At 39.7% G+C, this 25,824-nt stretch carries 20 protein-coding genes; 11 read left to right on the top strand and 9 right to left on the bottom strand.

All coding sequences use genetic code 11. From position 1 onward, the window contains the following. Positions 1–38: 38 nt before the first annotated feature. Genes ACXACJ_RS15085 through ACXACJ_RS15070 form a run of 4 tightly spaced genes read left to right on the top strand, consistent with a single transcriptional unit; the run spans position 39 to position 3,288 of the window. Positions 39–1,142, top strand: a complete 1,104-nt coding sequence (locus ACXACJ_RS15085) for a glycerate kinase (RefSeq protein ID WP_475135296.1) — start codon at positions 39–41, stop codon at positions 1,140–1,142. A 26-nt stretch (positions 1,143–1,168) separates the two neighbouring features. Further along, positions 1,169–2,383, top strand: coding sequence for an NAD(P)-dependent oxidoreductase (locus tag ACXACJ_RS15080; RefSeq protein WP_475135295.1), 1,215 nt, complete (start codon positions 1,169–1,171; stop codon positions 2,381–2,383). After that, positions 2,373–3,038, top strand: a complete 666-nt coding sequence (deoC, locus tag ACXACJ_RS15075) for a deoxyribose-phosphate aldolase (protein WP_475135294.1) — start codon at positions 2,373–2,375, stop codon at positions 3,036–3,038. Before ACXACJ_RS15080 ends, deoC begins: the two co-directional genes overlap by 11 nt. Further along, on the top strand, positions 3,019–3,288 hold the full coding sequence (locus ACXACJ_RS15070) for an acylphosphatase (protein ID WP_475135293.1): 270 nt from the start codon (positions 3,019–3,021) through the stop codon (positions 3,286–3,288). Before deoC ends, ACXACJ_RS15070 begins: the two co-directional genes overlap by 20 nt. A gap of 1 nt (position 3,289) precedes the next feature. Here the strand turns inward: ACXACJ_RS15070 and ACXACJ_RS15065 are convergent, their stop codons facing one another. Both ACXACJ_RS15065 and ACXACJ_RS15060 read right to left on the bottom strand, forming a co-directional pair. After that, complete coding sequence (locus ACXACJ_RS15065; protein ID WP_475135292.1) at positions 3,290–3,805, bottom strand: hypothetical protein; 516 nt, start codon at positions 3,803–3,805, stop codon at positions 3,290–3,292. 92 nt (positions 3,806–3,897) lie between these two features. After that, entirely contained in the window at positions 3,898–6,465 is a 2,568-nt protein-coding gene (locus tag ACXACJ_RS15060; protein ID WP_475135291.1) for a M14 family metallopeptidase, read from the bottom strand. Positions 6,466–6,691: 226 nt separating this feature from the next. Here ACXACJ_RS15060 and ACXACJ_RS15055 point away from each other — a divergent pair, with 226 nt between their 5' ends. Continuing rightward, complete coding sequence (locus tag ACXACJ_RS15055) at positions 6,692–8,224, top strand: hypothetical protein (RefSeq protein WP_475135290.1); 1,533 nt, start codon at positions 6,692–6,694, stop codon at positions 8,222–8,224. Positions 8,225–8,333: 109 nt separating this feature from the next. Here ACXACJ_RS15055 and ACXACJ_RS15050 read toward each other — a convergent pair whose 3' ends face one another. Next, positions 8,334–8,477: a hypothetical protein gene (locus ACXACJ_RS15050; protein WP_475135289.1), complete on the bottom strand. Its 144-nt coding sequence runs from the start codon at positions 8,475–8,477 to the stop codon at positions 8,334–8,336. Beyond that, a complete protein-coding gene (locus ACXACJ_RS15045; protein ID WP_475135288.1) occupies positions 8,449–8,673 on the bottom strand; it encodes a hypothetical protein in 225 nt (74 codons plus the stop codon). Before ACXACJ_RS15045 ends, ACXACJ_RS15050 begins: the two co-directional genes overlap by 29 nt. 467 nt (positions 8,674–9,140) lie before the next feature. Here ACXACJ_RS15045 and ACXACJ_RS15040 point away from each other — a divergent pair, with 467 nt between their 5' ends. The 6 genes from ACXACJ_RS15040 to ACXACJ_RS15015 all read left to right on the top strand — a co-directional run bounded on the left by ACXACJ_RS15040 (position 9,141) and on the right by ACXACJ_RS15015 (position 20,340). Further along, positions 9,141–11,690 carry a TonB-dependent receptor gene (locus ACXACJ_RS15040; RefSeq protein ID WP_475135287.1) on the top strand — a complete coding sequence of 850 codons (2,550 nt, stop codon included), beginning with the start codon at positions 9,141–9,143 and terminating at the stop codon, positions 11,688–11,690. A 23-nt stretch (positions 11,691–11,713) separates the two neighbouring features. Then, a complete protein-coding gene (locus ACXACJ_RS15035; protein ID WP_475135286.1) occupies positions 11,714–12,877 on the top strand; it encodes a hypothetical protein in 1,164 nt (387 codons plus the stop codon). Between the two features lie 382 nt (positions 12,878–13,259). After that, complete coding sequence (locus ACXACJ_RS15030) at positions 13,260–14,345, top strand: efflux RND transporter periplasmic adaptor subunit (protein WP_475135285.1); 1,086 nt, start codon at positions 13,260–13,262, stop codon at positions 14,343–14,345. 1 nt (position 14,346) lies between these two features. Next, the gene (locus ACXACJ_RS15025; RefSeq protein ID WP_475135284.1) at positions 14,347–17,418 is read left to right on the top strand and encodes an efflux RND transporter permease subunit; all 3,072 of its coding nucleotides are present in this window, start codon (positions 14,347–14,349) and stop codon (positions 17,416–17,418) included. 2 nt (positions 17,419–17,420) lie between these two features. Then, positions 17,421–18,725 carry a TolC family protein gene (locus tag ACXACJ_RS15020; protein WP_475135283.1) on the top strand — a complete coding sequence of 435 codons (1,305 nt, stop codon included), beginning with the start codon at positions 17,421–17,423 and terminating at the stop codon, positions 18,723–18,725. Positions 18,726–18,837: 112 nt separating this feature from the next. Continuing rightward, positions 18,838–20,340 (top strand): MltF family protein, encoded by a 1,503-nt coding sequence (locus ACXACJ_RS15015; RefSeq protein WP_475135282.1) that lies wholly within the window; start codon positions 18,838–18,840, stop codon positions 20,338–20,340. A gap of 2 nt (positions 20,341–20,342) precedes the next feature. On the opposite strand, the gene crtD is transcribed toward ACXACJ_RS15015, so the two are convergent. From crtD to lhpI, 5 genes are all read right to left on the bottom strand, one after another. Then, on the bottom strand, positions 20,343–21,806 hold the full coding sequence (gene crtD, locus ACXACJ_RS15010; RefSeq protein WP_475135281.1) for a 1-hydroxycarotenoid 3,4-desaturase CrtD: 1,464 nt from the start codon (positions 21,804–21,806) through the stop codon (positions 20,343–20,345). 143 nt (positions 21,807–21,949) lie between these two features. Further along, positions 21,950–23,203, bottom strand: a complete 1,254-nt coding sequence (locus tag ACXACJ_RS15005; protein ID WP_475135280.1) for an NAD(P)/FAD-dependent oxidoreductase — start codon at positions 23,201–23,203, stop codon at positions 21,950–21,952. Positions 23,204–23,307: 104 nt separating this feature from the next. Further along, entirely contained in the window at positions 23,308–24,309 is a 1,002-nt protein-coding gene (locus tag ACXACJ_RS15000) for a 4-hydroxyproline epimerase (protein ID WP_475135279.1), read from the bottom strand. Between the two features lie 74 nt (positions 24,310–24,383). Further along, entirely contained in the window at positions 24,384–24,743 is a 360-nt protein-coding gene (locus ACXACJ_RS14995) for a four helix bundle protein (RefSeq protein ID WP_475135278.1), read from the bottom strand. A gap of 138 nt (positions 24,744–24,881) precedes the next feature. After that, positions 24,882–25,823, bottom strand: coding sequence for a bifunctional Delta(1)-pyrroline-2-carboxylate/Delta(1)-piperideine-2-carboxylate reductase (gene lhpI / locus ACXACJ_RS14990; RefSeq protein WP_475135277.1), 942 nt, complete (start codon positions 25,821–25,823; stop codon positions 24,882–24,884). Position 25,824: the final 1 nt, after the last annotated feature.

Raw genomic sequence — 25,824 nt, 5'->3', positions numbered from 1 at the left:
TTTATTGTTTTTAGTATATTCAAATCAAAACCACTTTTTTGAAAATTCTAATTGCCCCCGATAAATTTAAAGGTTCTCTTACAGCTCATCAGGTTTGTGAAGCGTTAAAGAGTGGGATTTTATCTATTATCCCCAATGCTGAAATTGTTTCACAGCCAATGGCTGATGGAGGTGAAGGTACTCTGGATATTATTGCAGAGACCTTGGGCTTGAAAGAAGTTCGGTTGAAGGTGAATGATCCTCTTTTTAGGCAGATAAATTCCAGTTATTTCCGTAATGAGAATCAAGCTTTTATTGAAATGGCAAAGGCATCTGGTTTGCCGCTTTTAAACGCTTCGGAAAGAAACCCTTTGTATACCTCTACTTTTGGAACGGGAGAATTGATTAAGCATGCGGTTGAAGGTGGAGCAAAGGAGATTTATTTAATGATTGGGGGGAGTGCTACAAACGATGCAGGTTTGGGAATGGCAGAAGCTTTGGGGACCAAGTTTTTCTGTTCAGGTACCCCACTTTCTAAAGTGAATGGAAGCGATTTAAATCGAATAGATGAAGTTAACCTTTCTGGCTTTTTGGCCATTGAAGAAGTGAAGTTTACAGTGTTTTCAGATGTTCAAAATCCTTTGTTTGGCGAAAATGGAGCTGCTTATGTTTATGCAGCTCAAAAAGGGTCAAATACTTCTGAAATTCAACAATTGGACGATGGGCTAAGAAGCATTGCTGGCTTGCTCAACAATGAATTGGAGAATGTGCCAGGAGCTGGAGCAGCTGGTGGTTTAGGCTACGGAGCAATGACTTTTCTGAATGCCGAATTAAAATCAGGTATAGAAGCAGTGATTGAAATTGCGGGTTTAGATTCTTTTGTTCAGGAAGCTGATTTTGTAATCACTGGAGAAGGGAAAGTAGATCGACAAACGCTGGAAGGTAAAGTAGTTGCTGGAGTTTGTCGCTTAGCGAAGAAGTACAATAAGCAGGCTATTGTTGTTTGTGGTGTCAATTTGGTAGAAGAAGATGAATTGAAAGGTTTAGGGGCCGAAGCAGTTTATTCAATTATGGAGTTAGCCAAAGAACCATCTGAAGCCATTTCAAATGCATCTTATTATCTCACTCAAATTGCCAAGAAAGTAGGGCAAAGCATTTTGTAGCAGAGCCTTTTCCTTATTTTTGCTCTATGGCAAATTTCAAACTCGGAATCATCAAAGAAGGGAAAATTCCTGTCGATAGACGTGTTCCCGTAACTCCAGCGCAATGCGAAACCATTCTTGAATCTTATAACGATGTAGAAATCTATTGTCAGCGGAGCGATATCCGATGTTTCGAAGATTCGGAATATGAAAAGGCTGGGGCGAAATTGGTCGATGATGTTTCTCACTGCGATGTGATTATTGGCGTGAAGGAAGTGCCTTTAAATATGCTGGTTGATGGAAAAACTCATTTTTTCTTTTCGCATACCATCAAAAAGCAAGAATATAATCGTGAGTTGCTTCAAACTATTCTGAAAAAACAGATCAGATTAGTCGATTGGGAATGCTTGACCAATTTGGCGGGGCAGCGGTTGATTGCTTTTGGCCGATATGCCGGCATTGTTGGAGCTTATAACGGTATTCTAACCTTCGGAAAACGCTATAATCTTTTTCATCTTAGGCCAGCACACGAATGTTTCGACATGGCGGATATGCAGAGTGAATATGCTAAAGTAAAATTGCCCGCGATTAAAATTGTGCTCACAGGTGGGGGAAGAGTTTCTAAGGGAGCCATGGAAGTTTTGGTTGGTATGGGCATTCGTAAAGTGAGTCCAACCGAATTTTTGACAGAACGTTTTAACGAGCCGGTTTTCACCCAATTGAACTCCAGAGATTACCATCAAAGGATTGGAGGTGGTAATTTCAGTCGAGATGAGTTCTATAAAGAGCCTTCAAAATACGAATCTACTTTCTTGAATTATTCGCAAAAGGCCGATGTGTTAATCGCTGGTGCTTTTTGGGATCCAAATGCCCCTGTTCTTTTCACGAAAGAAGATGCTAATCAAAGCAACTTCAAAATCAGAGTTATCGCTGATATAACCTGCGATATTGAAGGTTCTATTCCTTCAACAAAACAACCTGCAACTATCGATGACCCGGTTTACGATTACAATCCGAGCGATGATAGGGTGGAAGCACCTTTTACTGACGAAGGAAATATTACGGTTATGGCGGTGGATAATCTGCCTTGTGAGTTGCCTAGAAATGCTTCTGAAGATTTTGGAAAAGAATTTCTCAAACACATTCTTCCAAATTTAGTTAGTGAAGACGTAGACAGCATTGTAGAACGAGCTACCATTGCAAAGGACGGCCAGTTAATGCCGAAATATTCTTACTTACAGGATTTCGTGGATGGACATTAATCATTATTTAGAGCATACAGCTTTAAAGCCAACGCTAACCGCTAATGATATCGATCAGTTGGTGGAGGAAGCAAAAGCGTATCAGCTTTTCGGGGTTTGTGTTCCTCCGTTTTGGGTGAAGAAAGCGGCCAGAGAAATCGGGAATGTCGATATCCAATTGGTTACGGTGGTTGGGTTCCCATTGGGGTATCAGATGACCGAAGCTAAAATTACGGATATAGAAATGGCAATTAAGGACGGTGCTCAAGAGTTAGACATCGTTATGAATATTTCTGCTTTTAAAAGTGGTTTGCCTTGGGTGAAAATCGAATTGGCAAAGTGCGCAAAGATTATTCATGAAGCAGATTGCCTGATGAAAGTGATTATTGAAACGGCATATTTAACTGATGAGGAAATTGTTTCTGCGGCTAAAATCTGTGCCGATGCGGGCACCGATTTCGTAAAAACCTCAACAGGGTTTGCGAATGGCGGAGCAAAAGCAGCTCACATTTCGCTAATGAGAGAGAACCTTCCGAGCAATGTAGGATTAAAGGCTTCCGGTGGAATTAAAACCTTAGCCGATGCTCACACTATGATCAATGCTGGCGCAGATAGAATAGGTACTTCTTCAGGAGTACAAATCATGAAAGAATTTTATGCAAGCAAAAACGATTAGAATAGAGGGAAGAGTTCAGGGTGTGTTTTTCAGGGCTACGGCCATGAAAGAAGCGAAACATCTGGAGTTAAATGGCTGGTGCCGAAACGAAATTGACGGTTCGGTTTTTATCCATGTAGAAGGGGAAGGTGAGAAAATATCTCAATTTGTGGATTGGTGTAACCAAGGCCCAGAATTAGCCAGTGTAACACAGGTAAGCACCGAGGGTGCTACTTTAGAAGGTTTTGAAGATTTCGTAATTCAGCCCTAGGTTAGGCTGTTTTTACTTCGTATTTCTGAATGCCTTTGTATTTGTAGATTTTCAAACCGAAATGCTCAAATACGGTGATTTTCATTCTGTTTTGAGCCAGTTCAATTCTCTTTTCAGGGCTTCTGAAAACGGTAAGTTCCAAACCTGCTAGAATGAAATTCTTTCTTTGGCAAAGCTGAGCGGTAAACTCTAAAAAAGCTTCTGTCCAGTCGTCTACATATTTGTCGTAATGACTTCTTCCGTCAAAAAGAAATTCAAGCTGATTGTTGCCCAATTGGTAACGGTAAATTCCAGCTAAGGCATCGTAAAGTTCGTCAAAGCCAGAAAGAACATCAGAAGTTGCTTCGTACTTTTCAATTTCCTTTGTCATGCTATCTTCCAAACCAAGTGGATTGAAAAGTAAAGTGAAACCACTTTTCAATTGATTAACCAATTGATCTTCAAGAGACAACCTCAAGTCTTCCTGAGCTTGTTTTAAAATGTAGTTCTTGTCTAAAAGGAAAAGTCTCTGACTCAATGCGAAGAATTTTTACAAAAATAGCACTTTTTTTAAAAATAAGGCTTTAAAAGGAAGGTCTGTTTAACAATTGACCTTCCTTTTAGGTGAGTTTATTTGGCTGCTGATGAATTTACATATCGGCCAAAGAATATGGCATTCATCATTAGTTTGTTAGTGCCGTACCAAAATGCTCTGAAGTTTGGATTGTCCACGAATGAAACCACTCTTCCGCTTCCATAAGAAGTAACTCTAATTGTAGAAGTTTCTTTGATCGCTTCCAAATTTGGTTTGTTTATCCAACCACTTAAAAGAGGCTCTTCCGTGTAAATTCCTGGGTTTGAGAACTTGTTTTCAGAAGGTTCAATCATAACATTTCCTCTTCTAAAAGTGGGAAGCAATTCTTTATAATACCCGTAAGCGAGTGGGTGCGATAGCTCTAACTTACTCATGAAAACCCCACCCGGAATATATTGGCCACGCTGATAATTGCTGAGTTGATCGTAAGCTACTTCTTCTCCTTTATATTGTTCGGCAGAAACCAGTTTTAGATCGGCTAGCTTATTTCGTACTACCCAAGCCACAGCCGAGCCATTGGAAGCAATCAGTGTTCCTCCTTTTCTTACCCAAGCTCTTAGGTTTGCCATTTCAGGTTCAGATAAGTTGGCGCCCCCTGTTATTATTATAGTGTTGTATCTGTCAATCGCAGAAGAGCCAAGTCGGTCAGCAGGTAGTTTCGTTACCTTCATGTTCATTCGGGTGTCTAGCAAATGCCAAATTTCTCCAGCATCGGCACTACTGCCTGCTTCAACCATCAAAGCGATTTCTGGTTTTTCCACTGTAATAAAGGAGTTGCTTCCGAGAGAAACCCCTGCTCTTAAGCCTGTGGACAGCGCATGGATATTAATGCCTGTTTCCTTGGCTATTTTTTGCATTTCTACATAAAGGTCGTATTCAGATATATCTTGGTTAATTACAGGAACCATGATGGCGCCATACCCAAATTTCGTATCCTTATTTTTTCCGAAAGGTGTAGTGGCTACTTTAATACGAATGCCTTTTTCTAGGAGCATATTTGCCGCCTTTGGAGCATAATAGCCATACCATTCAAAAACGTAGGCATAAGCACTTTGCCCACCTAGAACTTGTCCTTTAGGGAATTCTACTTTGTCAACTTTATCTCCGAGTTGGCTTCTGCCGTAATCTCTTCCGTTGAGTTCGTTGTATTCCATGTTGAAAGCCAAAGGGTACGTCCAACCAGAAATGTCATAGAAAAGGCTGTCCTCAAACTCAGTGCGTTTTTCAAACATCCCCTTTACAATTTTATAATTACGCTGTTTTAAAGGAATGATGTAGCTGTTTTCGGGAGTATACTCTTCTTCGTTGAATTTCAGATTCCTTGAAGGGCGATAGAAGTCGATTTCTTGATTATGGAGGATTTCGGCTAAGTGATAAGATCGAGCTGGGTCTTTTTCTGCTTTGAAGATGTAGGCTTTGATGTCATCATTATCGGCATCTTTTAAAGCTTTCTTGTAGAAATCGCGCTGATATTCCAATAATTCTTCTCTCATTTCTACGGCAGCTTTCCAAGTAGACAATGCCGCGGTAAATTGATTTTTTATAGTGAATGGGAATTCGAGAATTCCATTGTCACTTTCTTGTGCATGACCTCTTGAGCTGGCTTGCTCAAACAAAATTCCAATGCCACCATTGATGTCGGGGAAAGTAGAGCCTTTGCCATAATAAAAGTCATCATAACCCTCTTTTGTGAAATATAAAGACCCAATGCCATCTAGAGCTTCGGCATGGTATTCTCCGATTTTAGCAGTCAATTCCTGATTTTTCTTCGGAGTTAAAGGGTGAGTTCTTTCTGGAACTCCTGGTTGAAAAAAGAAGGTTGAATTGGTACCCATTTCGTGATGGTCAGTCAATACATTGGGTTTCCATAGGTGGAATTTTGCAATTCGATTTTTAGATTCTGGTTGCTGAACAGGGAGCCAATCACGGTTTAAGTCGAACCAGTAGTGGTTAGTTCTGCCGCCAGGCCATGCTTCACTGTATTCTCTATCATTCGGGTCTGGGTTGATATTCTTTGATTTATGAACGTTCGCCCAGTTGGCAAATCGGTTAAGTCCATCGGGGTTAAATGACGGATCGAAAAGAATCACAGAGTTTCGCAGATAGTTTTCGATTTGTGGCCCTTGAGCCGCAGCAAAGTAATAGGCTAGCACCAACGCAGCATTTGAACCTGAAGGTTCGTTGCCATGAATACTGAAGCCCATATATATAACAACGGGCATTTTTTTGATGTCGAACTTTTCAGATTCGTTAGGGTAAGTAAGCCAAACATGGTCCGACCTTATTTTTTCAATACCTGCAAGGTTGTTTGGGTTGGTAATGGTAAGTAAAAGCTGAGGCCTGTCTTCATGAGTTCGGCCAATTTCTTCAATCGAAATTCTATCCGAAGCAGCAGCTACGGCTTTCATATAATAAACCAGCTTATCGTGGGTTACATGCCATTCTCCAACTTCATGTCCCAGTACTGATTCAGGGGTTGGGATTTTAGGATCGTAGATTACATCTGAAGGTAAAAAATAGCTCAAATCTTTTTGGCCAAATAACGGAGTAATACTCACAAAAAATGACAAGCCAAGAAGAAAGACCAAAGCACTTGATTTCATGTAGTGGGTTGAATTGGTAAAGATTCCGAATATAGGCATACGATTGCTTAAGAAAAACATACTTCGTGGTTTTCTGATTGGATAAAAGCTTCGGATGGTTCCCTAATCATTAGAGTAGTTATGATTAATGTTGTTTTGTTATGTATTATTAATTATTTATTAATAAATTTTTAATTATGTTAATGTTTAAAATAGTTTAATTAGAATTTTAATTTATATTTATTATATGAAAAAGCATTATTTAATATTAGGCCTACTTGTCTTGATGGGATGTCAAGAATATGAGGCTGAGGAGGACTTTAATTTTTATGGATCCGACAAGTTGGTTTTAGAAAGTGAATCGTCATCGAGAGTGTTTTCCTCTGGGGATCAGAATTTAAACCCTAATTGGGAATGGTATAGTGTCTCAACTCAAACTGCGTATGCAACTCCAACTGGGAATGTAAATGATTATGGAACTTATCAATTTCAGCTCCCCTATTTTAATGGAAGTTATTTGGCAGTGGCTGCTTCAGAAAGAGATATGTTACCTCTTGATGGTTGGGAATTAGTTACAAGGGATTTTGGAACGTCAATAAATGAGCCTGTTAGAGGGTTCCCTTTTTTTGTGGTGTATAACAAGTTTAGAGGGCTTCTTAGATTGTGTTATTATAATGCATACGCTTATGCCTATAGTTACCACAAAGTGAAATTGACTTTTCAGAACTCTTCTGTTTCTGGTGGTATTTTTGCTCTGTCATCTTCAGACTTAAGTACTTCTACAAGACTTAATAGCACGGGTAGTGAAGTGCGAGAGAATATACAAGAGGTTCCCGCATTAGCTGGATGGGGAGTGGCGGATTTTTATTTAGGATACGATCCCGATTTCACAGATGAGGCTATCTTTAAATTTGATATATATGGGGTTAATATTAGTAACACTTCGAGTTCTGGCTCATTGAACCTTAGTGGACAAGCGAAAGTGATTCAATCTTCCAATAGTTTAAATAATACTATAGATATTTTTAAAAGCACTAATTCTCTTTTGACTGGGTTTGGCAATGCAACAGGTTTAAGTACTTCGGCTTATTCAAATATTATAAATTTTATGTCTTCAGAAATTGGAATTGTTAAGTTTTTTTTAGGAGGGACTGAGAAGGTGACTCAAACTATTCCAATTAATTTAGACGGGACATTAGATATTACCTCTTCTACTGCTTCCGAACAGCTGCTTGGTGTTATCCAAGTAAATGCCGATAGTGATTATTGGGCAAATGATGGTAATGCATATAAACCTTTGAATGATATCAAATGGGGGCTTGTTAATGTCAAAAATAAGCCAAAAGTGTATCTTGATGCTACCATAATCAGGGAGTCAAGTGAGCAGTATCCAGGTGAGTGTGATGTTTATTTTTCAGGAGTATATAAGACAAATGAGCAAGAGGTACTGTCTCTTATTGAATTAAACCCAAATTCTGGAGTGAGTATTAAAAAAATAGAATTAACTATTCCTGATAGTGCAATAGGAAGTATTAATCCTCCTGGAGGGGTGGCACCGTCAAACTCTTGGGCTCTTCCTGGGGGGGTGTTTGCAAATGTTAATGGGCTTTCTGGTGATAATTTTGGGTATAATTATAATTTTCAAAAAAACGAATTGATATTCAAGATAGTTTTAGATGTTAATTCTCAAACAGTGAATACTGATGATGAATATGTTGTATATAGGACGGTTCCTTTTACACTAATCACGAATGAAAATTATTATGACTATTGTTATTGAACATAGATTGAAAAAATCACTATGTAAAGATGTTTTTTTAGATAAATAATTTTTGAATAAGAGAGGTGATTGACTATATGTGGCCTCTCTTTTTTTAAGTCTGATGAAATCAAACATATTTCAACCTTATTTTTTCAATACCGGCAAGGTTGTTTGGGTTGGTAATGGTAAGTAAAAGCTGAGGCCTGTCTTCATGAGTTCGGCCAATTTCTTCAATCGAAATTCTATCCGAAGCAGCAGCTACGGCTTTCATAATAATAAACAAGCTTATCGTGGGTTACATGCCATTCTCCAACTTCATGTCCCAGTACTGATTCAGGGGTTGGGATTTTAGGATCGTAGATTACATCTGAAGGTAAAAAATAGCTCAAATCTTTTTGGCCAAATAATGGAGTAATACTCACAAAAAATGACAAGCCAAGAAGAAAGACCAAAGCACTTAATTTCATGTAGTGGGTTGAATTGGTAAAGATTCCGAATATAGGCATACGATTGCTTAAGAAAAAACTACTGATGATAAGGGTATATTCTTGTGATATACGCAAAAAAACTGATTTGGATGGCTAAAATTAACGTGGAAAACATGCTTTACATCTAGAAAAGATTTAAAATTGCAGCTTAAAAATCCGTCCACGGATTAAGAAGTTGTTAAAGGTTTATATCCTGATGATAACTGGATATTAAGATGAGATTGGACGGTGTTTTGAAACTCCTATTGAAACCAAGAAAAATGATGTTTGAATCTTGTTTTAACAGATGTTAACAGTAGGTTAAAATAAGCGGCTATTGATAGCGAAATGTTAACATTTGTCAAAGAGCCGTGACCTTTGTATCTATTAGTTTTGCCTTGAAAAATGTGCGTGAGCTGCGCAAAAACTTGAAATACTTAATCTAATCCATACTTAAATTTTCGTCTATGAAAAGATCATTACTTCAGTTTTTCTTGATCATTGCTTTTGTTGCTTCTGCAACTGTAGCTTATGGTCAGGGTACTGCTTCTGTAAAAGGAAGACTGCTTGATGCAGAAAATGGAGAGCCAATTTTTGGAGCTTCTGTTTTTGTAGTAGGTACTACTAAAGGTGCGGTTTCTGATGTTGACGGTAACTTCAAAATTACTGGCCTTTCAGGTACTGTTACTTTAAGAATCAGCTTTATCAGTTTCGAAACTATGGAACTTGTAAAGGAAGTTAACCAAGATTTAGACCTTGGTGATATCAGCCTTAGCCCTTCAGAAGTAGGTTTGAGTTCTGTTGAAGTAATTGCTTCAGTTGCTACTGAAAGAAAAACTCCAGTTGCTATTTCTACTATCAATTCTGCTCAAATTGTAGAAAGAGCTAGTAACCAAGAGTTCCCTGAATTATTGAAATCAACTCCTGGTGTTTACGCTACTAAACAAGGAGGTGGTTTTGGTGACTCAAGAATTAACCTTAGAGGTTTCAACTCTCAGAACGTTGCAGTATTGATTAACGGTGTACCTGTTAACGATATGGAGAACGGAACAGTATACTGGTCTAACTGGGCTGGTTTGACTGACGTTACTAGCCAAATGCAGGTTCAAAGAGGTTTAGGAGCATCTAAAGTTGCTGTACCTTCTATTGGTGGTACTATCAACATTGTAACTAAAACTACTGATGTTCAAGAAGGTGGAAACGTTGCTTTCTCAATTGGTAACAACAACTACAAAAAGACATCTTTCGCTGTTTCTACAGGTTTAACTGAGTTTGATTGGGCGGTAACAATTTCTGGTGCTAAAACTACTGGTGACGGTTATGTAGATGGAACTTACTTTGAAGGTTACAACTACTTCTTCAACGTAACTAAGAAAATCAACAACAACCACATGTTGTCATTGACAGGTTTTGGTGCCCCTCAAAGACACGGACAGCGTCAATCAAAAGCTAGTATCGATTTCTGGAGAAATGCTCCTGAACCTAAAAAATTCAACCCTGATTACGGATACTTGAATGGTGAAATTGTTTCTATCGAAGATAACTTCTACCACAAGCCTCAATTCTCTTTGAACCACTACTGGACTATCAACGAGAAGTCTGAATTGTCTACTGCTGTTTACTTGTCTTCAGGAACTGGAGGAGGAGGGGGTACTTTGAACTTTAGTACTATTACTGCTCCTAGAACTGCTGGAACTTATAGCCCAGTTGACCTTGATGCTTTGGTTGCTCAAAACCTTCAAAACCCTGACGGAAGTGCAAGCGTTGCTTTGAGAGCTTCGAGAAACGACCACAAATGGTACGGAATGTTGAGTACTTACTCTACTGAATTGAACCAAAACCTTACGCTTTTAGCTGGTCTTGATTTGAGATCTTACAAAGGTATTCACTTCACTGAAATGACTAACCTTTTGGGTGCTGACTACTATATTGATAACGGTGATGTTAACCATCCTAACAAATTGGTTAAAGTTGGCGATAAGTATAGCTATTACAATGATGGTATTGTGCATTGGACTGGAGCTTTCGGTCAGTTAGAATACTCTAAAGATAAGCTTTCGGCTTTCTTCTCAGGTGCTATCTCAAATACTGGTTATAAGAGAATTGATTACTTCCAGTATTTGGATTCTGATCCTAACCAAGAGACTGATTTCCAAAACTTCATGGGCTTCCAAACTAAAGGTGGTGCCAACTACAATCTTGATTCCCACAACCACGTTTTCGCTAACTTAGGTTACTTCGAGAAGGCTCCTTTCTTTAACAGTGTATTCCAAAACAACACGAATACAATCAACAAGGATGCTGTTAACGAGAAAATCTTGAGTTACGAATTGGGTTACGGTTACAGAAGCACAACTTTCACTGCTAACGTTAACATTTACAGAACTAACTGGAGAGACAGAGTATTCATTAAGAGATTACCTCAAACACTTGATGGCCAAGATCAGTACGCTAACCTTCAGGGTGTGAACGCTCTTCACCAAGGTGTTGAAATCGACATGGCATGGAGACCAATTTCAACCTTGTCATTCACTGGTATGGCTTCTTTAGGTGATTACACTTGGCAAAACGACCTTAAAAATGTTCAGCTTTTCGCTAACAACGCTCCTGTTGGTCAGCCTTTCGACTTGAACATTGGTGGTCTTAAAGTAGGTGACGCTGCTCAAACTACTGCAGCCCTAGGTGTTTCTTACAACTTGGTTTCAAATGTTAAAATTTCGGCAGACTATAACTACTTTGGTAACCTTTATGCTTCTTTCGACCCAACTACAAGAGAGGGTGAGACTAACAAAATTGAAGCATGGAAATTACCTGATTTCAGCACTGTTGACTTAAGATTGAGATTCGATTTCAAATTGGGCGAGTTCGATGCTAGTTTGTTCGGTAACGTGAACAACTTGTTCGATACTACTTACATCATGGATGCAAATGATGGTTCTAACCACGATGCAGCGACTTCTACCGTATGGTTCGGTCAAGGAAGAACCTGGACTGGTGGTATTAAAGTGAAATTTTAATCAATAGCGAAAAAAGAAACGTGATGAATATTAAACATTCTTTTAAATATTTGGCCGCTTTAGTTGCCTTAGTATTGGTGTCTTGCAACCCACTTGACGAAGTTTTCGATGAGTTGGATAACGCACCAGGCGTATCACAAGGTGTTCAAGCAGACTTAGTTTTCACTCTGTCTGACGAAGATTATGAATTATTGGAAGATGTTGATGGAGCTAGCGGAATCGCTAACTACAAAAACTTTGACGCTCCAGATGAGCCTCGTACTTACATCCCAATGATTTTGGACATGAAATACCCACAATTGGGTAAAGGTTCTAGTGCTTTGGTAACTTATGCTTACTACAATGGTAGCTCACCATATTTGAACGGTGACGCTATTGAAGTAACTGTTTCTAGTGATGATTATGCTGCATTGAACTACCGTTATGGTAACTTCGATAACCTAGAGGCTGATCTTCCTAAATTTGCTGATTACAAGTATCCAACTGCTTCAAGAGGAACATACCTTGATGTAACTCACAAATACTACAATGGTCGTTTCACTGAAACCATCACCAGTAGAGTGGTGAAAACAGGTCCTTACGGTTGGGTTTATGCTTATATTCTTCCAGAAGATTCTTACACTGGTTTCTTCCAAGAGCCATATGCTAACTTTAGCAGTGATACTGAAGCTGAAGAGAAAATCCCAGCTTACTTGCCACAGTGGTTCCCATTTGCAAAAGAAGGTGAGTCTAAACTTGTACAGTATACTTACTACAGCAGCGGAGCTAAAAACGATGTAGCTCATTATACTTACGTAGATGGAAAATGGGTGATTTATGCCGATATGTTCCAAACTACTATGGAGAGCTTAAACTTTGGTCATGATGGCACTAAGTGGGTTCCAGATAACACAATCAAGTACACACTTCAAGGTGCTGATTATACTAAAATCGGAACTGAATTTGGAGGTACTCCACGTGGTGATAACTTAGCATCTTACGGTAACTTCAACAGAACTGGTGGAGGAACTGCATGGAGCGATGACCAAATGATTGAAGCACTTTCGTTCCTTTTGGATAGCGGAGGGTTTGTAACTGACGAAGGACAGAAATATGTTCTTACTGTTGTGATTTACAATGGAGCTACTACAACTGAGAACTGGTCATTTATCAGAACCAACGGTGAGTGGGTTTTGAACAATAACTAATTCAAATTTGAACTTATAAGAGAAACCGCTTCAGCTAGCTGAAGCGGTTTTTTTATTATATGTCGTTAAACCTGTTGAGTGGTAAAGCATATTAATACCCACCACTGTACTTTTGCTAAAGCATATTTAATCTTGCTTTATTGTCCAACATACCGAAACGCGCTGATTGATTCCGAGACTCATGGCAAAGCTTGGCAGGTGCTTTTTGGGCTTAGGGTTAGCCTTTCAAAGGGAATCTTAATGGATTCACATCAAAAATTGAAAGGGTTAAATATTATCAGGAACTGTAGTTTTAAAGCTTACGTTCTTTCGCTCATAGAATTTAATGAATTATCAATAGCGTTAGTACAAACGCAAAGTTTACCCTTAACTAGACATAATAATGAGTAAAACGTCAAGGATCATTGTAGTTGTGATCATCATATTGGCTGTGGTGGCTTGGGCCATATATCCTCGAATGGATGAAGTCTTTGGCACAAAGCCTGATGCGGGAGCTGCAGCTCAATCTTCTGCTCGTGGTCCATCGTCACTACCGGTAAGTGGAGTAGTGGTGACCCCGAAATTTCTTGAAAATAAAATCAAAGTAACTGGTTCTATTCTGGCCAATGAGTTGCTTGAGTTGAAAAGTGAGGTTTCTGGGTTGGTAACAAAAATCCATTTCAAAGAAGGCCAGAAAGTGAAAAAAGGAGCCGTTTTGGTTAGCCTTAAGAATGACCAGCTTTTGGCTCAGCTTGAAAAACTGAAATTCAGTAAAAAACTAGCTGAGGAAACTGAAAAGCGTCAAAGACTTTTGCTCGACAAAGAAGCGATTAGCCAAGAGGAATATGATATTTCGCTTACTACTTTGAATACCACAGAAGCTGATATCAAAGTATTAGAAGCCCAAATTGCAATGACTCAGATTATAGCACCTTTTAATGGAACCTTAGGTTTGAGACAAATCAGTGAAGGAGCTTATATTACCAACAATACTATCATCACTAACTTCTATAACATCGATCCTGTAAAGCTTGATTTCTCAATTCCAGGAAAATATGCAGGAGAAGTAAATCCTGGTGATGTAATTACATTTACTACAGAAGCTGCCAATGGAACATTCAAAGGCGAAGTTTACGCTATCGAACCTCAAATTGATCAAACCACTCGAACTTTAAGATTGAGAGCCATTTGCAGCAATGAAGATGGGAAGCTTTTACCAGGTCAGTTTGCAAGAATTGAACTGATTATGTCAACCGTGGACGATGCCCTTATGGTACCAACCATTTCGGTAATTCCTGAATTGAACGGCCACAAAGTGTTTTTAGCCAAAGGTGGCAAAGTAGAATCTAAGACGGTAACTATCGGTATGAGAACAGAAGATGCCGTTCAGATTTTGGACGGAATTAGCCCGCAGGATACAGTAATCACTTCAGGATTGCTGGAAATTAGAGAAGGTTCGTCAGTATCCATTTCATCCTTAAACCGCTAAAATGGCAAGTTTATCAACCGTAAGTATTAAACGTCCCGTACTCGCCTTGGTGATGAACATCATCATCGTAATTTTCGGGATCATAGGCTTTAGTTTCCTTGGGGTCAGGGAATTCCCAAGTGTGGATCCGCCTATTATTTCCGTTTCTACCAGTTATACTGGAGCGAATGCAGAAATTATTGAAGCGCAGATTACAGAACCTATTGAAGAAGCGCTCAACAGTATTGCAGGTATCAAAACCTTGACTTCAACCAGTAGAGATGGGGGAAGCTCGGTTTCTGCTGAATTCGAACTGGGGGTTGACCTTGAAGCTGCTGCCAATGACGTTCGTGATAAGGTTTCTGGTGTAGTGCGAAGACTCCCTCCTGATGTTGAAGCTCCAACCGTACGTAAAGCCGATTCAGATGCCAGCCCAATCATTTTCTTGAATATTTCTAGCAAGAAAAGAAGTCTTCTTGAACTGAGTCAAATTGCAGAGAATGTTTTAAAGGAAAGGGTTCAAACCATCCAAGGAGTCAGCTCGGTTCAGGTTTGGGGTGAAAAACGTTACTCAATGCGTTTATGGATGGATCCCGCAAAGCTTGCTGCTTATGAACTCACGCCCATAGATGTTCAAAATGCTGTAAATAGAGATAATGTTGAGCTTCCTTCTGGCTCTGTTGAGGGGGCTAACACTGAACTTACGGTAAGAACGGTGGGTAGAATTAATTCGCCAGAAGAATTTAACAACCTTATTGTTAAAGAACAGAACGGTCAGATTGTTCGCTTCAGAGATATTGGTAGAGCTGAATTGGCACCTGAAAATCAAAGAACAATCTTGAAAAGAGATGGTGTTCCAATGGTGGGTATTGCGGTGATTAATCAGCCAGGTTCTAACCAAATTGAGATTGCCGATAACTTCTACAAAAGACTTGAGATTGTTAAGAAAGACCTTCCTGAAGATATTGAATTGGGAATGGGCTTTGACAATACTGAATATATCAGAGAATCCATTACTGAGGTGCAGCAAACCATTATGGTTGCTTTTGCACTAGTTGTTGTCATCATTTTCTTATTCCTAAGAGACTGGAGAACAACCATTATTCCTGTAATGACCATTCCGATTTCCCTTATCGGTACATTCTTTATCATGTATATTTTCGGGTTCTCTGTAAACGTACTTACCCTATTGGGAATCGTTTTGGCGATTGGTCTGGTAGTGGATGATACGATTGTAGTTCTGGAAAATATCTACTCTAAGATTGAAGGTGGAATGAAACCTATCGATGCGAGTATTTCTGGAACCAACGAGATTTTCTTTGCGGTAATTTCAACTACAGTGGCTTTGGTTGCGGTATTCATGCCTGTAATCTTCTTACAAGGTTTAACTGGTCGATTATTCCGTGAATTTGGTATTGTAGTGGCAGGAGCCGTGGTGATTTCATCCTTTGTGGCGCTTACACTAACGCCAATGATGAGTTCTAAACTGTTGAAGAAGAGAGAGAAGCATAACTGGTTCTACACCAAAACTGAGCCTTTCTTTTTGTCATTCAATAAAGCTTATAACAATTCTCTGGATGCATTTATGAATGTAAGATGGATGGCTTTTGTGATCATTTTACTTTCGGGAGGTCTTATCGCTTTCTTCTTAACGAACAATAGAATTTCCGAAGAAATTGCTCCTTTGGAAGACAGAGGCTCTTTGAGCGGAAGTGCAACGGGCCCAGAAGGTGCAACTTTTGAATACATGGATGCCTATGTAGACAGCGTTGTGGCTGCGGTTGATAAGCACATTCCAGAAGTTGATGCTCTGATTACGGTAACTTCCCCAGGTTTTGGATCGAGTTCTACCAACTCAGCAAGAATTACCATCAAGTTGGTGGATAAAGAATTGCGCCAACGTAGTCAGCAACAGATTCTAGACGACTTTACACCGATACTTTCTAACTATACCAATGCAAGGGCATTCCTTTCTCAGCCGCCAACCATTGGAGGTAGAAGTGCGAGGGGTTTCCCTGTTCAGTACGTAATTCAAGCTCAAAACTTAGATAAGCTGAAAGAAGTGCTTCCTGAGTTTATGCGAAGAGCGAAAGAATCGCCTGAATTCAGCTTTGTGGACTTGAACTTGAAGTTTACCAAACCTGAAATCAGTATAGAAATTGATCGCGAAAAAGCCCGCACCTTGGGTATCTCCATCCGCGATGTAGCTCAAACACTTCAGTTAGGATTGGCAGGAACACGTTTCGGATACTTTATCATGGCAGGCAAGCAATACCAAATCATCGGCCAGGTAGACAGAGATAACCGTAATGATCCTTTAGACTTGAGAACCTTGTATGTAAGATCTTCGGATGGACAACTTATCCAAATGGATAATCTGGTGACTTTGGAAGAAAGAAGTTCTCCTCCACAATTGTACCGATTCAATAGATTTGCTTCGGCTACGATATCGGCCAACCTTGCGGGTAAAACTACAACAGGTCAAGGTATTGAAGCCATGGACAAAATTGCCAAAGAGGTTCTAGACGATACCTTCACTACGGATTTGGCAGGTCAATCAAGAGAATTTAGAGATAGTACAGATTCATTGTACTTCGCTTTTGCTTTCGCTTTGATTCTAATCTATCTGGTTCTTTCAGCTCAGTTCGAAAGCTTTGTAGATCCTTTAATCATCATGTTTACCGTGCCATTGGCATTGGCAGGAGCACTTCTTGTGCTTTGGAGATATCAAGAAACCTTGAACATCTTTAGCCAGATTGGTATCATCATGTTGGTTGGTTTGGTGACCAAGAACGGTATCCTTATCGTGGAATTTGCCAATCAAAGAAAGGCTCAGGGAATGGATGTAAGAGAGGCCGTTTTAGGAGCCGCCAAATCAAGGTTCAGGCCAATTTTGATGACCTCACTTTCGACCATTTTGGGTATTCTTCCTATTGCTTTGGCATTGGGGGCAGGAGCTGAAAGTAGAGTTTCCATGGGGGTAGCCATTATCGGTGGTTTGATTTTCTCTACCATTCTAACCCTTTATGTTATTCCAGCGGTGTACACATATTTCACTAGTAAACAAAGTAGGCTGGCCAGAGTCAACGTGTAATTATGAAAATAGGATTACTAATAATATTTATGCTTGGGGCTATGGGTTATGCCCATGCCCAAACTGATTTAACTATTCAAGATGCGGTTCAGCTTGGTTTGGAACATAATATGGCCATCAAGGTATCGCGTAAAACGGCCGAAATCAGCCAGAACAATTATGACTTGAGCTACGGTGCCCTTTTGCCAACGTTTGGCGTTACTGCTAGTAAAAGTTTTAGTGAGCAAAATGTAACTCAGCAATTGGCTAGAAGCAATGAAGTCAATGAGATTAAAAATGCTTCTACTAATAACTTTAACGTTTCCCCTCAACTAAACTGGACTATTTTTGACGGTTTGGGGATGTTTGTAACCAGAGAAAGATTGAAAAATCAGGCGCTGTTAGGTGAAGACGATTTACGAGTTCAAATTGAAAACAACATCGCCTTAATTTCAAATGCTTTCTACCGTGTGGTTTTGGAAAATGAGCGACTTAGAGTTTTTCAAGATGCGTTGGATTTGAGCCGTCAGAGATTGGATTTGGCCCAAACTCGATATGAGGTAGGTAAGGCTTCTAAGTTAGTTTTTCTTCAAGCTCAGGTAGATTACAATGCTGATTCGTCCAATTTACTTTCTCAACAAGAACTTATTTACAATGTAAGTGTAGAGTTGAACAGGCTTTTGGGACAGGATTTGGAAACTGTTTATGACATTGAGAGTAGCTTCGAAGCCGATGAAGAATTGTCGATTGATAATCTCTTAGCTTCGGCTCAATTAAGCCCTGCCATTATTAGAGCTCAGAGAAATCGGGATGTGAGCTACTTACAGATTAAGGAAGTGAATGCACAGAAATTCCCTACCATTGGGGTGAATTTTGGCTATTCATATAACAACAGAAACTCTGATGCAGGTGCGGTATTAAGCAACATTTCTTCAGGTACCAGTTATGGAATTAGTGCTTCTTGGACTATTTTCAATGGCTTTGACTTGAAAAGAAGACAGCAGAACGCAAAGATCCAAATAGAGCTGAACGATTTGCAGATGGAGGATTTGAGACTTTCTCTAGAATCTGACTTGCGCAAAAATTACATCAATTACGAGAACAGCATTAGACTGAAAATGCTTGAAGAGCAAAACTTAGAAGTGGCTCGTGAGAACTACGATATCGCTTTGGAGCGATTCAAAGTAGGTAACTCAAATGCCGTGGAACTTCGCGAAGCTCAAGTGAATTTAGTACAAGCTGAAATCAGAAAAATAACCGCACAATACAATGTAAAGCTGGCCGAAATTGAATTAAAAAGGCTTGCAGGAAATAACGTAAATCAGTGATTAATCACTGATTTACGTATCTTTTAAATTTTTTTGAATATTTTATCTCCCTGAATCTGAACTATTTGTCGCTTTAGCGAGTTTGGATTTTTGCTCACCATCGGGAGAGAATATGATAAAAAGAAAGTCTACTACACTCAAACTTTTCTTAATAGTCGCATTCGTATTTGTTTCTTCCTGTAGGAAAAACACGTCAAATTCAACGGTTGCTCTAGTTCAAGAAGAACCTAAAGTGCAGCCAGTTCAATTTGATTTCGATCAGGTTAAAGAACGTGGCACATTGATAGCCGTTGTGGACAATAGCTCTACAGGCTACTTCATTTATCGGGGCGAACCGATGGGCTACGAATACGAATTACTATCCAGAATGGCAGAAGATTTAGGTCTCGCTTTGAAGATTCAACTTACTTCAGACCTAGATGAAGCGTTCCAAATGATTAATTCGGGTGAAGCCGATATTATGGCTTATCACCTCACGGTAACGAAGGAACGGGCTCAAAAAGTGGCCTTCACAGATAATTACAATGAGGTTCGCCAAGTTTTAGTCCAAAGAAAGCCAAAGAACTGGCGAAAGCTTAAACTTCACGAAATAGAAGAATCACTGATTCGAAATCCTTTGAATTTAGGAGGAAAAGAAGTGCACACCAGAAAGGGTTCTGCCTTTTCCGCCCGCTTACAAAATCTTTCAGATGAAATCGGAGAAGATATTGTGATCATCGAAGAACCAGGGCAGTTAGATACCGAATCGTTGATTAAGAAGGTAGTTTCGGGAGAAATTGATTATACCGTAGCCGATGAGGACGTAGCCATGATCAATGCTACTTATTATCCCGATTTGGATGTAGAAACGGCCATTAGTTTTCCGCAACGTATTGCTTGGGCGGTTAGAAAAAATGCACCTGAGTTGAAAGATACGGTCAACACATGGTTGGCTAACATGAAGCGAACTCCTGATTTCAACATTATTTACAACCGTTATTTCAAGTATAGAAAATCTCAGAACATAAGAGCGCAGAGTGATTTTAGCTCGGTTGGTGGAACTAGTATTTCACCATACGATCACCTTTTCAAAACCGCAGCTGAAGATCTAGATGTAGACTGGATTTTATTGGCTTCACTCGCTTATCAAGAATCCAAGTTTGATCCTTCAGTAGAATCTTGGGCTGGCGCCAAAGGCCTTTTGCAGCTTACAGATACTTCAATTGAAAGGTATAATGTTGGTGATCCTTTTGATCCTGAACAGAATGTAGAAGGAGGGAAGGAGTTTCTGGAATGGTTGGAAGAGTTTTGGCACGATAAAGTGAACGATCCAAATGAAAGATTGAAGTTTATTTTAGCTTCTTACAACGTAGGTCAGGGCCATGTGATGGATGCCGTTCGGTTAGCCAAAAAATACGGTAAGGATCCTCAAAAATGGGAAGGTAATGTTGCTGATTACTTAGTTGCTAAAATGAAGGATGAGTTTTACGCTGATCCTGTTGTCAGATACGGATACTGTCGCGGAGACGAACCAGTTAATTACGTAACCAAGATTTTGGAGCGCTACGATCAGTACAGAATGCTCTATGCCAAAAACTTAGAGCCTTCAGATTCTACGCTCGTTACAATGAGGTAAAACTATTTGAAGTTATCGGAAACGATTCTAGCACTGGAAAGGGCCAGAGGTATTCCACCTCCTGGGTGAACACTTCCACCACAGAAATACAGATGTTTAATTTGCTTGCTGAAATTCGGATGGCGAAGAAATGCAGCAAATTTGTTGTTCGAACTATTGCCGTATAAAGCACCTTGAGCCGAAGAAGTTCTCAATTCAATGCGCCTTGGGTCGAGATAATCTTCTTCTTCAATCAAATTTTCAATATTCTCATTTAGAGAAGCAGAGAGTTTTTTTAGAATATTCAATCTTGCTTCAGATATTAATTTATCCCAATCTTGACCTTGATTGTTGGGCGTATTGATCATGACAAACCAGTTTTGACAACCTTCTGGAGCATCATCTGATTTTAAGGTAGAAGTGATGTTCACATAGACAGTCGGGTCATCATAAATGGTTCCTTTTTGAAAAATGTGATCGAATTCTTGCTTATAATTCTGCGAGAAGAAAATGTTATGAAGATCTAGATTTGGGAAGTTCTTTTTAATTCCCCAATAGAAAATCAAGGCAGAGCTCGACTTGGGTTGCTTGAGCAAACGACTTGGTTTAGGTCTTCCTTTCAGAAGTTTTTCATAAGTACCCACAATGTCCATATTGCTTACCACGCGATCCGCTTTGTGAAAGCCAAATTTTGTGTCAACTCCCTTTGCTTCCTTGTTGTGCGTTACGATTTTGATCACAGGCGTATCGAAGTAGAATTTCACCCCGGCACTTTTTGCTAACTCAAATAGCGATTGTGTGATTTGGTGCATCCCTTCCTTCGGGAAGAAAGCACCTTTTCCGAACTCTAGGTGGGGAATGATATTCATGGTAGCTGGAGCCTGATAAGGATCAGAGCCATTGTAAGTAGCATATCGATTGAAAAGCTGAACTACTTTGTCAGAAGTAAATCGCTTTTCGTTTACTTCGTTCATGCTCTTGTTAAAATCGAATTGAGGAATTCGGAGATACGATTTTAATGCATTTCCGTTGATCCAAGTGCCGACTTTGTGAAGGGTGTTTTTCAGAAAGAGAGGGGAGAGGTTCTGATACAAGAACTCACTTTTTTCCAGTGCCAAGCTTAAGTTTTCTTTCGGTTCACCGGTTTGGTTGTGAACTTCATTTATGAAAGCCCCATTTTCAGCATAGGCTTTGATTTCAGTGCCATCTGGGTAGAAATAGTTGCAAGTAACTTCTAGCTTAGCGTAATCGAAGTGCTCTTTTGGATTTTTACCGCAGAGCTTATACAGTTCTTCAATTTCTTCAGGAAGAGTAAACAAAGAGGGGCCTGCATCAAATCGATATTTTCCCAATCTGATTTCTGATAATTTCCCTCCTGGATAACTATTGGCTTCGAAAACCGATACGATATGTCCTTTAGCCGCCAACCGAATGGCCGTAGCTAACCCCGCAACACCAGACCCGATAACAATTACTGATTTCCCCATAGATTAAACCTTCAAACTTAAACCTTGTGTGGTTATGGGGTTGAGGTAAAATGGTTTTAGTTAATTACTGAAAAATGTTATCGAATGTTTACATTTCCAAGTCTAAAACATTGAAAAGGTCTGGAAAACTTGATTTTCGGTTCTTATTGGTATCTGTCCACTTGAATTAAGGGGCTTTCAATGGTCTTTTTCTCTCCCGTAATTTCTTCTGCCAAAAGCTTGCCCGTAATTGGTCCGAGGGTAAAACCAAGCATGGCATGGCCTGTTCCGATCAAGAGATTCTTATACTTTTGAGCTCGTCCAATGTAAGGAAGTCCATCAGGGGTGCAAGGCCTCAATCCTGCCCAAGGTTCTATTTTACTGAAATCCTGTTCGGCAAATTGAGGCATATATTGGCTGATGGAATTCACAATGCCTTGCACTCTTCTAGGGTTGATATTCAGTTGTGTGCCTGAAACTTCCATTGTTCCAGCGAATCGCATACCTTCAATCAAGGGAGTAGTAGCAACTCTCGCTTCTACCAAAATTGAAGCGTGTTTAGGTTTAACAATCGGTTTTTCGACATTGAAGCTGTAGCCTTTTCCCGCTTGCAATGGTATTTTGATGCCCAATGATTTAACCAAATCAGGCGACCATGATCCCGTAGCGATTACAAATTCATCGGCTGTAAAAATGCCATTATTGGTTTTTATACCAGTGATTTGATTTTTGTTCTTTTCAAAGCCCAGCACATTGGTGTTGTATTTAACCTGAACTCCTTTAGAAAGAAGGTGGCTTTTGAAACCAGCCATAAAAGCATTCGGGGTCATCCAAGCATCGCACTTAAATAGTACTGAGCCCGTGATGTCAAACTCAACTCCAGGCTCTAAATCAGCTGTTTCTTGGGCTGAAAGTACCGCTGTGTCCAAGCCTAATTTATCACCAATATGGGCGACTTCAGCTTCGTGATGAAGACTTTCTTCTGATTTGCAAAGCATGAGCAAACCATCATCGGAATAGCCTGCTTCAATCTGGGTTTCGGCTAGAATGGCTTCATAAATGCTTTTGCTTTGAATGGTCAGTTCATTGAGAACAGGAACTGCGGCATCGACCCGTTTTTGCGTACTCGCTTTTTTGAACAGAAGTCCCCAACGGATTAAATCTGCATTTAGCCTAGGCTTAATGTAAAACGGACTTTCAGGGTTCAACATCCATTTCAGTCCCTGACTGATAATGCCGGGAGAAGCCAAAGGCACAATATGACTAGGAGAAACATAGCCCGCATTGCCAAATGAGCAATTGTTATTGCCATCGGTATTGTCAATAACGGTAACCTCAATGCCCTTTTTCTGCAAGGCATAAGCAGTACTCAACCCAACTATTCCTGCTCCAACAACAATTACTTTTTTGCTTTGCATACCTTAGATTCTCCAAAAATTATGACCTTCTTCTCGATAACTCTCTTTCGAAGAAAACTTGGATCGAAAGAGAATTTTGAGGCTTTAAACCGAATGAAAATTAATTAAATTACTGAAAAGCCGAACGCGTAAGGATCTTCCTCATCTATTAAGATGGTATTGTAGCCTGTGATTCTGGCCCAACCTTCAATGCTCGGAATGATCGCGGATTTCTCACCTAATATGGTCGTGTCTTCAACGCGGCCAACAAATTGGCTCCCGATAATGCTTTCATGCACAAATTCATCTCCTTTTTTCAGTTTTCCTTTTGCAGCCCATTGCGCCATTCGGGCAGAAGTTCCTGTTCCACAGGGCGATCTATCGATGGCTTTTTCACCATAAAAAACGGCATTACGGGTAGTAGAATTTTCTTGTGTAGGTTCGCCTGTCCATAGCACATGAGAAAGTCCGTTGATGGTTGGGTTTTCAGGATGAACAAAAGTATAATGCTTGTTCATATATTCACGAATTTGTCGGCTGGCCCCAATCAATTCCAATGCAGTGTAATCTGCCATATCCCGATAGTTTTCTTGAGGATCGATTATGGCATAGAAATTCCCGCCAAAGGAAACATCCACTTTAAACTTGCCAAGTAAGTCGCATTCTGCTTCCAGATTTTCAGCTGCTAAATAAGCAGGAACATTGGTCAATTTAACGGAAGTGATTTTTTTGCCTTCTTGCTGATAACTTACCAGAACAAGTCCTGCAGGGGTTTCCAAACGAAGTTCGCCTTGCTTTTTAGGCGTTACCAGTCCTTCTTCAAGCATAATAGTAACCGTGCCGATAGTGCCATGACCGCACATTGGCAAACATCCACTCGTTTCGATAAATAGAACTCCAATGTCGTTCGCAGGATCAGAAGGGGGATAAAGAATACTGCCCGACATCATATCATGACCGCGAGGTTCGAACATCAATCCTTTGCGAATCCAGTCAAATTCTTTGAGAAAGTGCTGCCTTTTTTCGCTCATGTTAGCGCCTTGGAGCAATGGTCCACCGCCAGCTACCAGCCTTACAGGATTACCGCAAGTATGCGCATCAATGCAAAAGAATCGTTTGGTTTTCATTTAATAGGATAATGAGTTATTGGGTGAGTGAATTAATGAGTTAGTGATATAAGGAGTAAATGAATTAATGAATATTATCTTTTTACATTTTTGCGTGCTCTGGATACAACCTTTAGAATTTCTAAGGCTTCATTTTTTAAAGGTTGAACGTCTTTGGTTGCTGCCATATTAGACTCTTCAATTACTTCTAACCAGAATAAGGTTTCGTCTGCTTCTTCGGTAACAATAGATATTTTAGCAAAGAATTCAGCTTGAGATCTTGCTATACATGCGGCTCTATAGTTTGCAGCGGTAGAAGTAGCTGATCTTACAAGTTGTTTTCCGACAATATAGGTGGCATCTGTTTTTTTCATGTTGCCATAAAATTGGATTATTGAAACCGCCAGCTTTTTAGTCCTTGCTTTAAATGCTGTAATGAACTCTTCTTTTTCCATGTCAGACTTATGTTGGTGATTTACAAAATCAATTTAAAGAGTAAACACATTCAATACGAAGGTACTTTTTTGTTATTCAGGCGTTTTTGTTTTTGATAGCTTCATTCTAAGTCATTATCACATTTTTCAATTCTCCCCTTATCTCATTAATTTCTTTAGAATATAGAGCGCTGCGCTTAAATCTTCTAAGGCATGCCCAACGGATTTAAAAAGCGTTATTTCCTGGTTGCTGGTTCTGGCCGTTTCTTCTTTTTTGCATAATTCTTTTAGTTCGCCTTTCACCATTTCTGTTGAGAAGATTCCGTGTTTAATGGGGATGGCCAAATCACCAGATTCTTTAAGTGCTCCTTGATGATCGATAAAGACGGAAGATTTGGAAAGTGCCAAGTCATCAGCTTCTCGCATGTCGGGCCGATAAGCGCCCACCAAGTCCAAATGCTGGCCCGGTTGGAGCCATTTTCCAAATATCAATGGTTCGGAACTTAAAGTGGCGACTGAAATAATATCAGCTTGTGAAACTGAGCTTTCCAGATTTTCAACCACTTCAACCTCCACATTAAGTGATCTGATTTCATCCTTCACTTTTTGAGCTTTTGAAGAATTCCTTCCCCAAATCATCACCTTTTCTATTGGGTGTATGGCACAATGCGCTTCTATAAGTTCAGGTGCTAATGCTCCCGTTCCGACCATAAGAAGCGTTTTGGAATCTTCCCGAGAAAGAAAACTCGAAGCTAAGGCTGAAGTAGCGGCCGTTCTTTTTACGGTAAGGCTTTTGGCATCCATCAACGTTTTTACAAGTCCATTTTTGGCCTCTATCAAAGTGTAAACGCCTTGAATAGAAGGCAAATTGAACTGCCCATTGTATGGTGAAACGGTTACTGTTTTTATGCCTACAAATTCTCCATTACTCCAAGCAGGCATTATCAAAAGAGTGGAAGTGTTTTCTCCCACTCCATTGCCATATTCATAATGATGCCGCTGAGGAACTTCGTAATCTTGGGTAAACGCAGCTTTCAGTATCGGGATAAATTCCTGATAACTGAAAACTGATTCAATTTCTTCAGCGGTTATAAAGTTCATT

This window comes from Roseivirga sp. AWQ4_251, from assembly GCF_056158225.1.
This window is presented reverse-complemented; position numbering and strand designations above follow the sequence as displayed.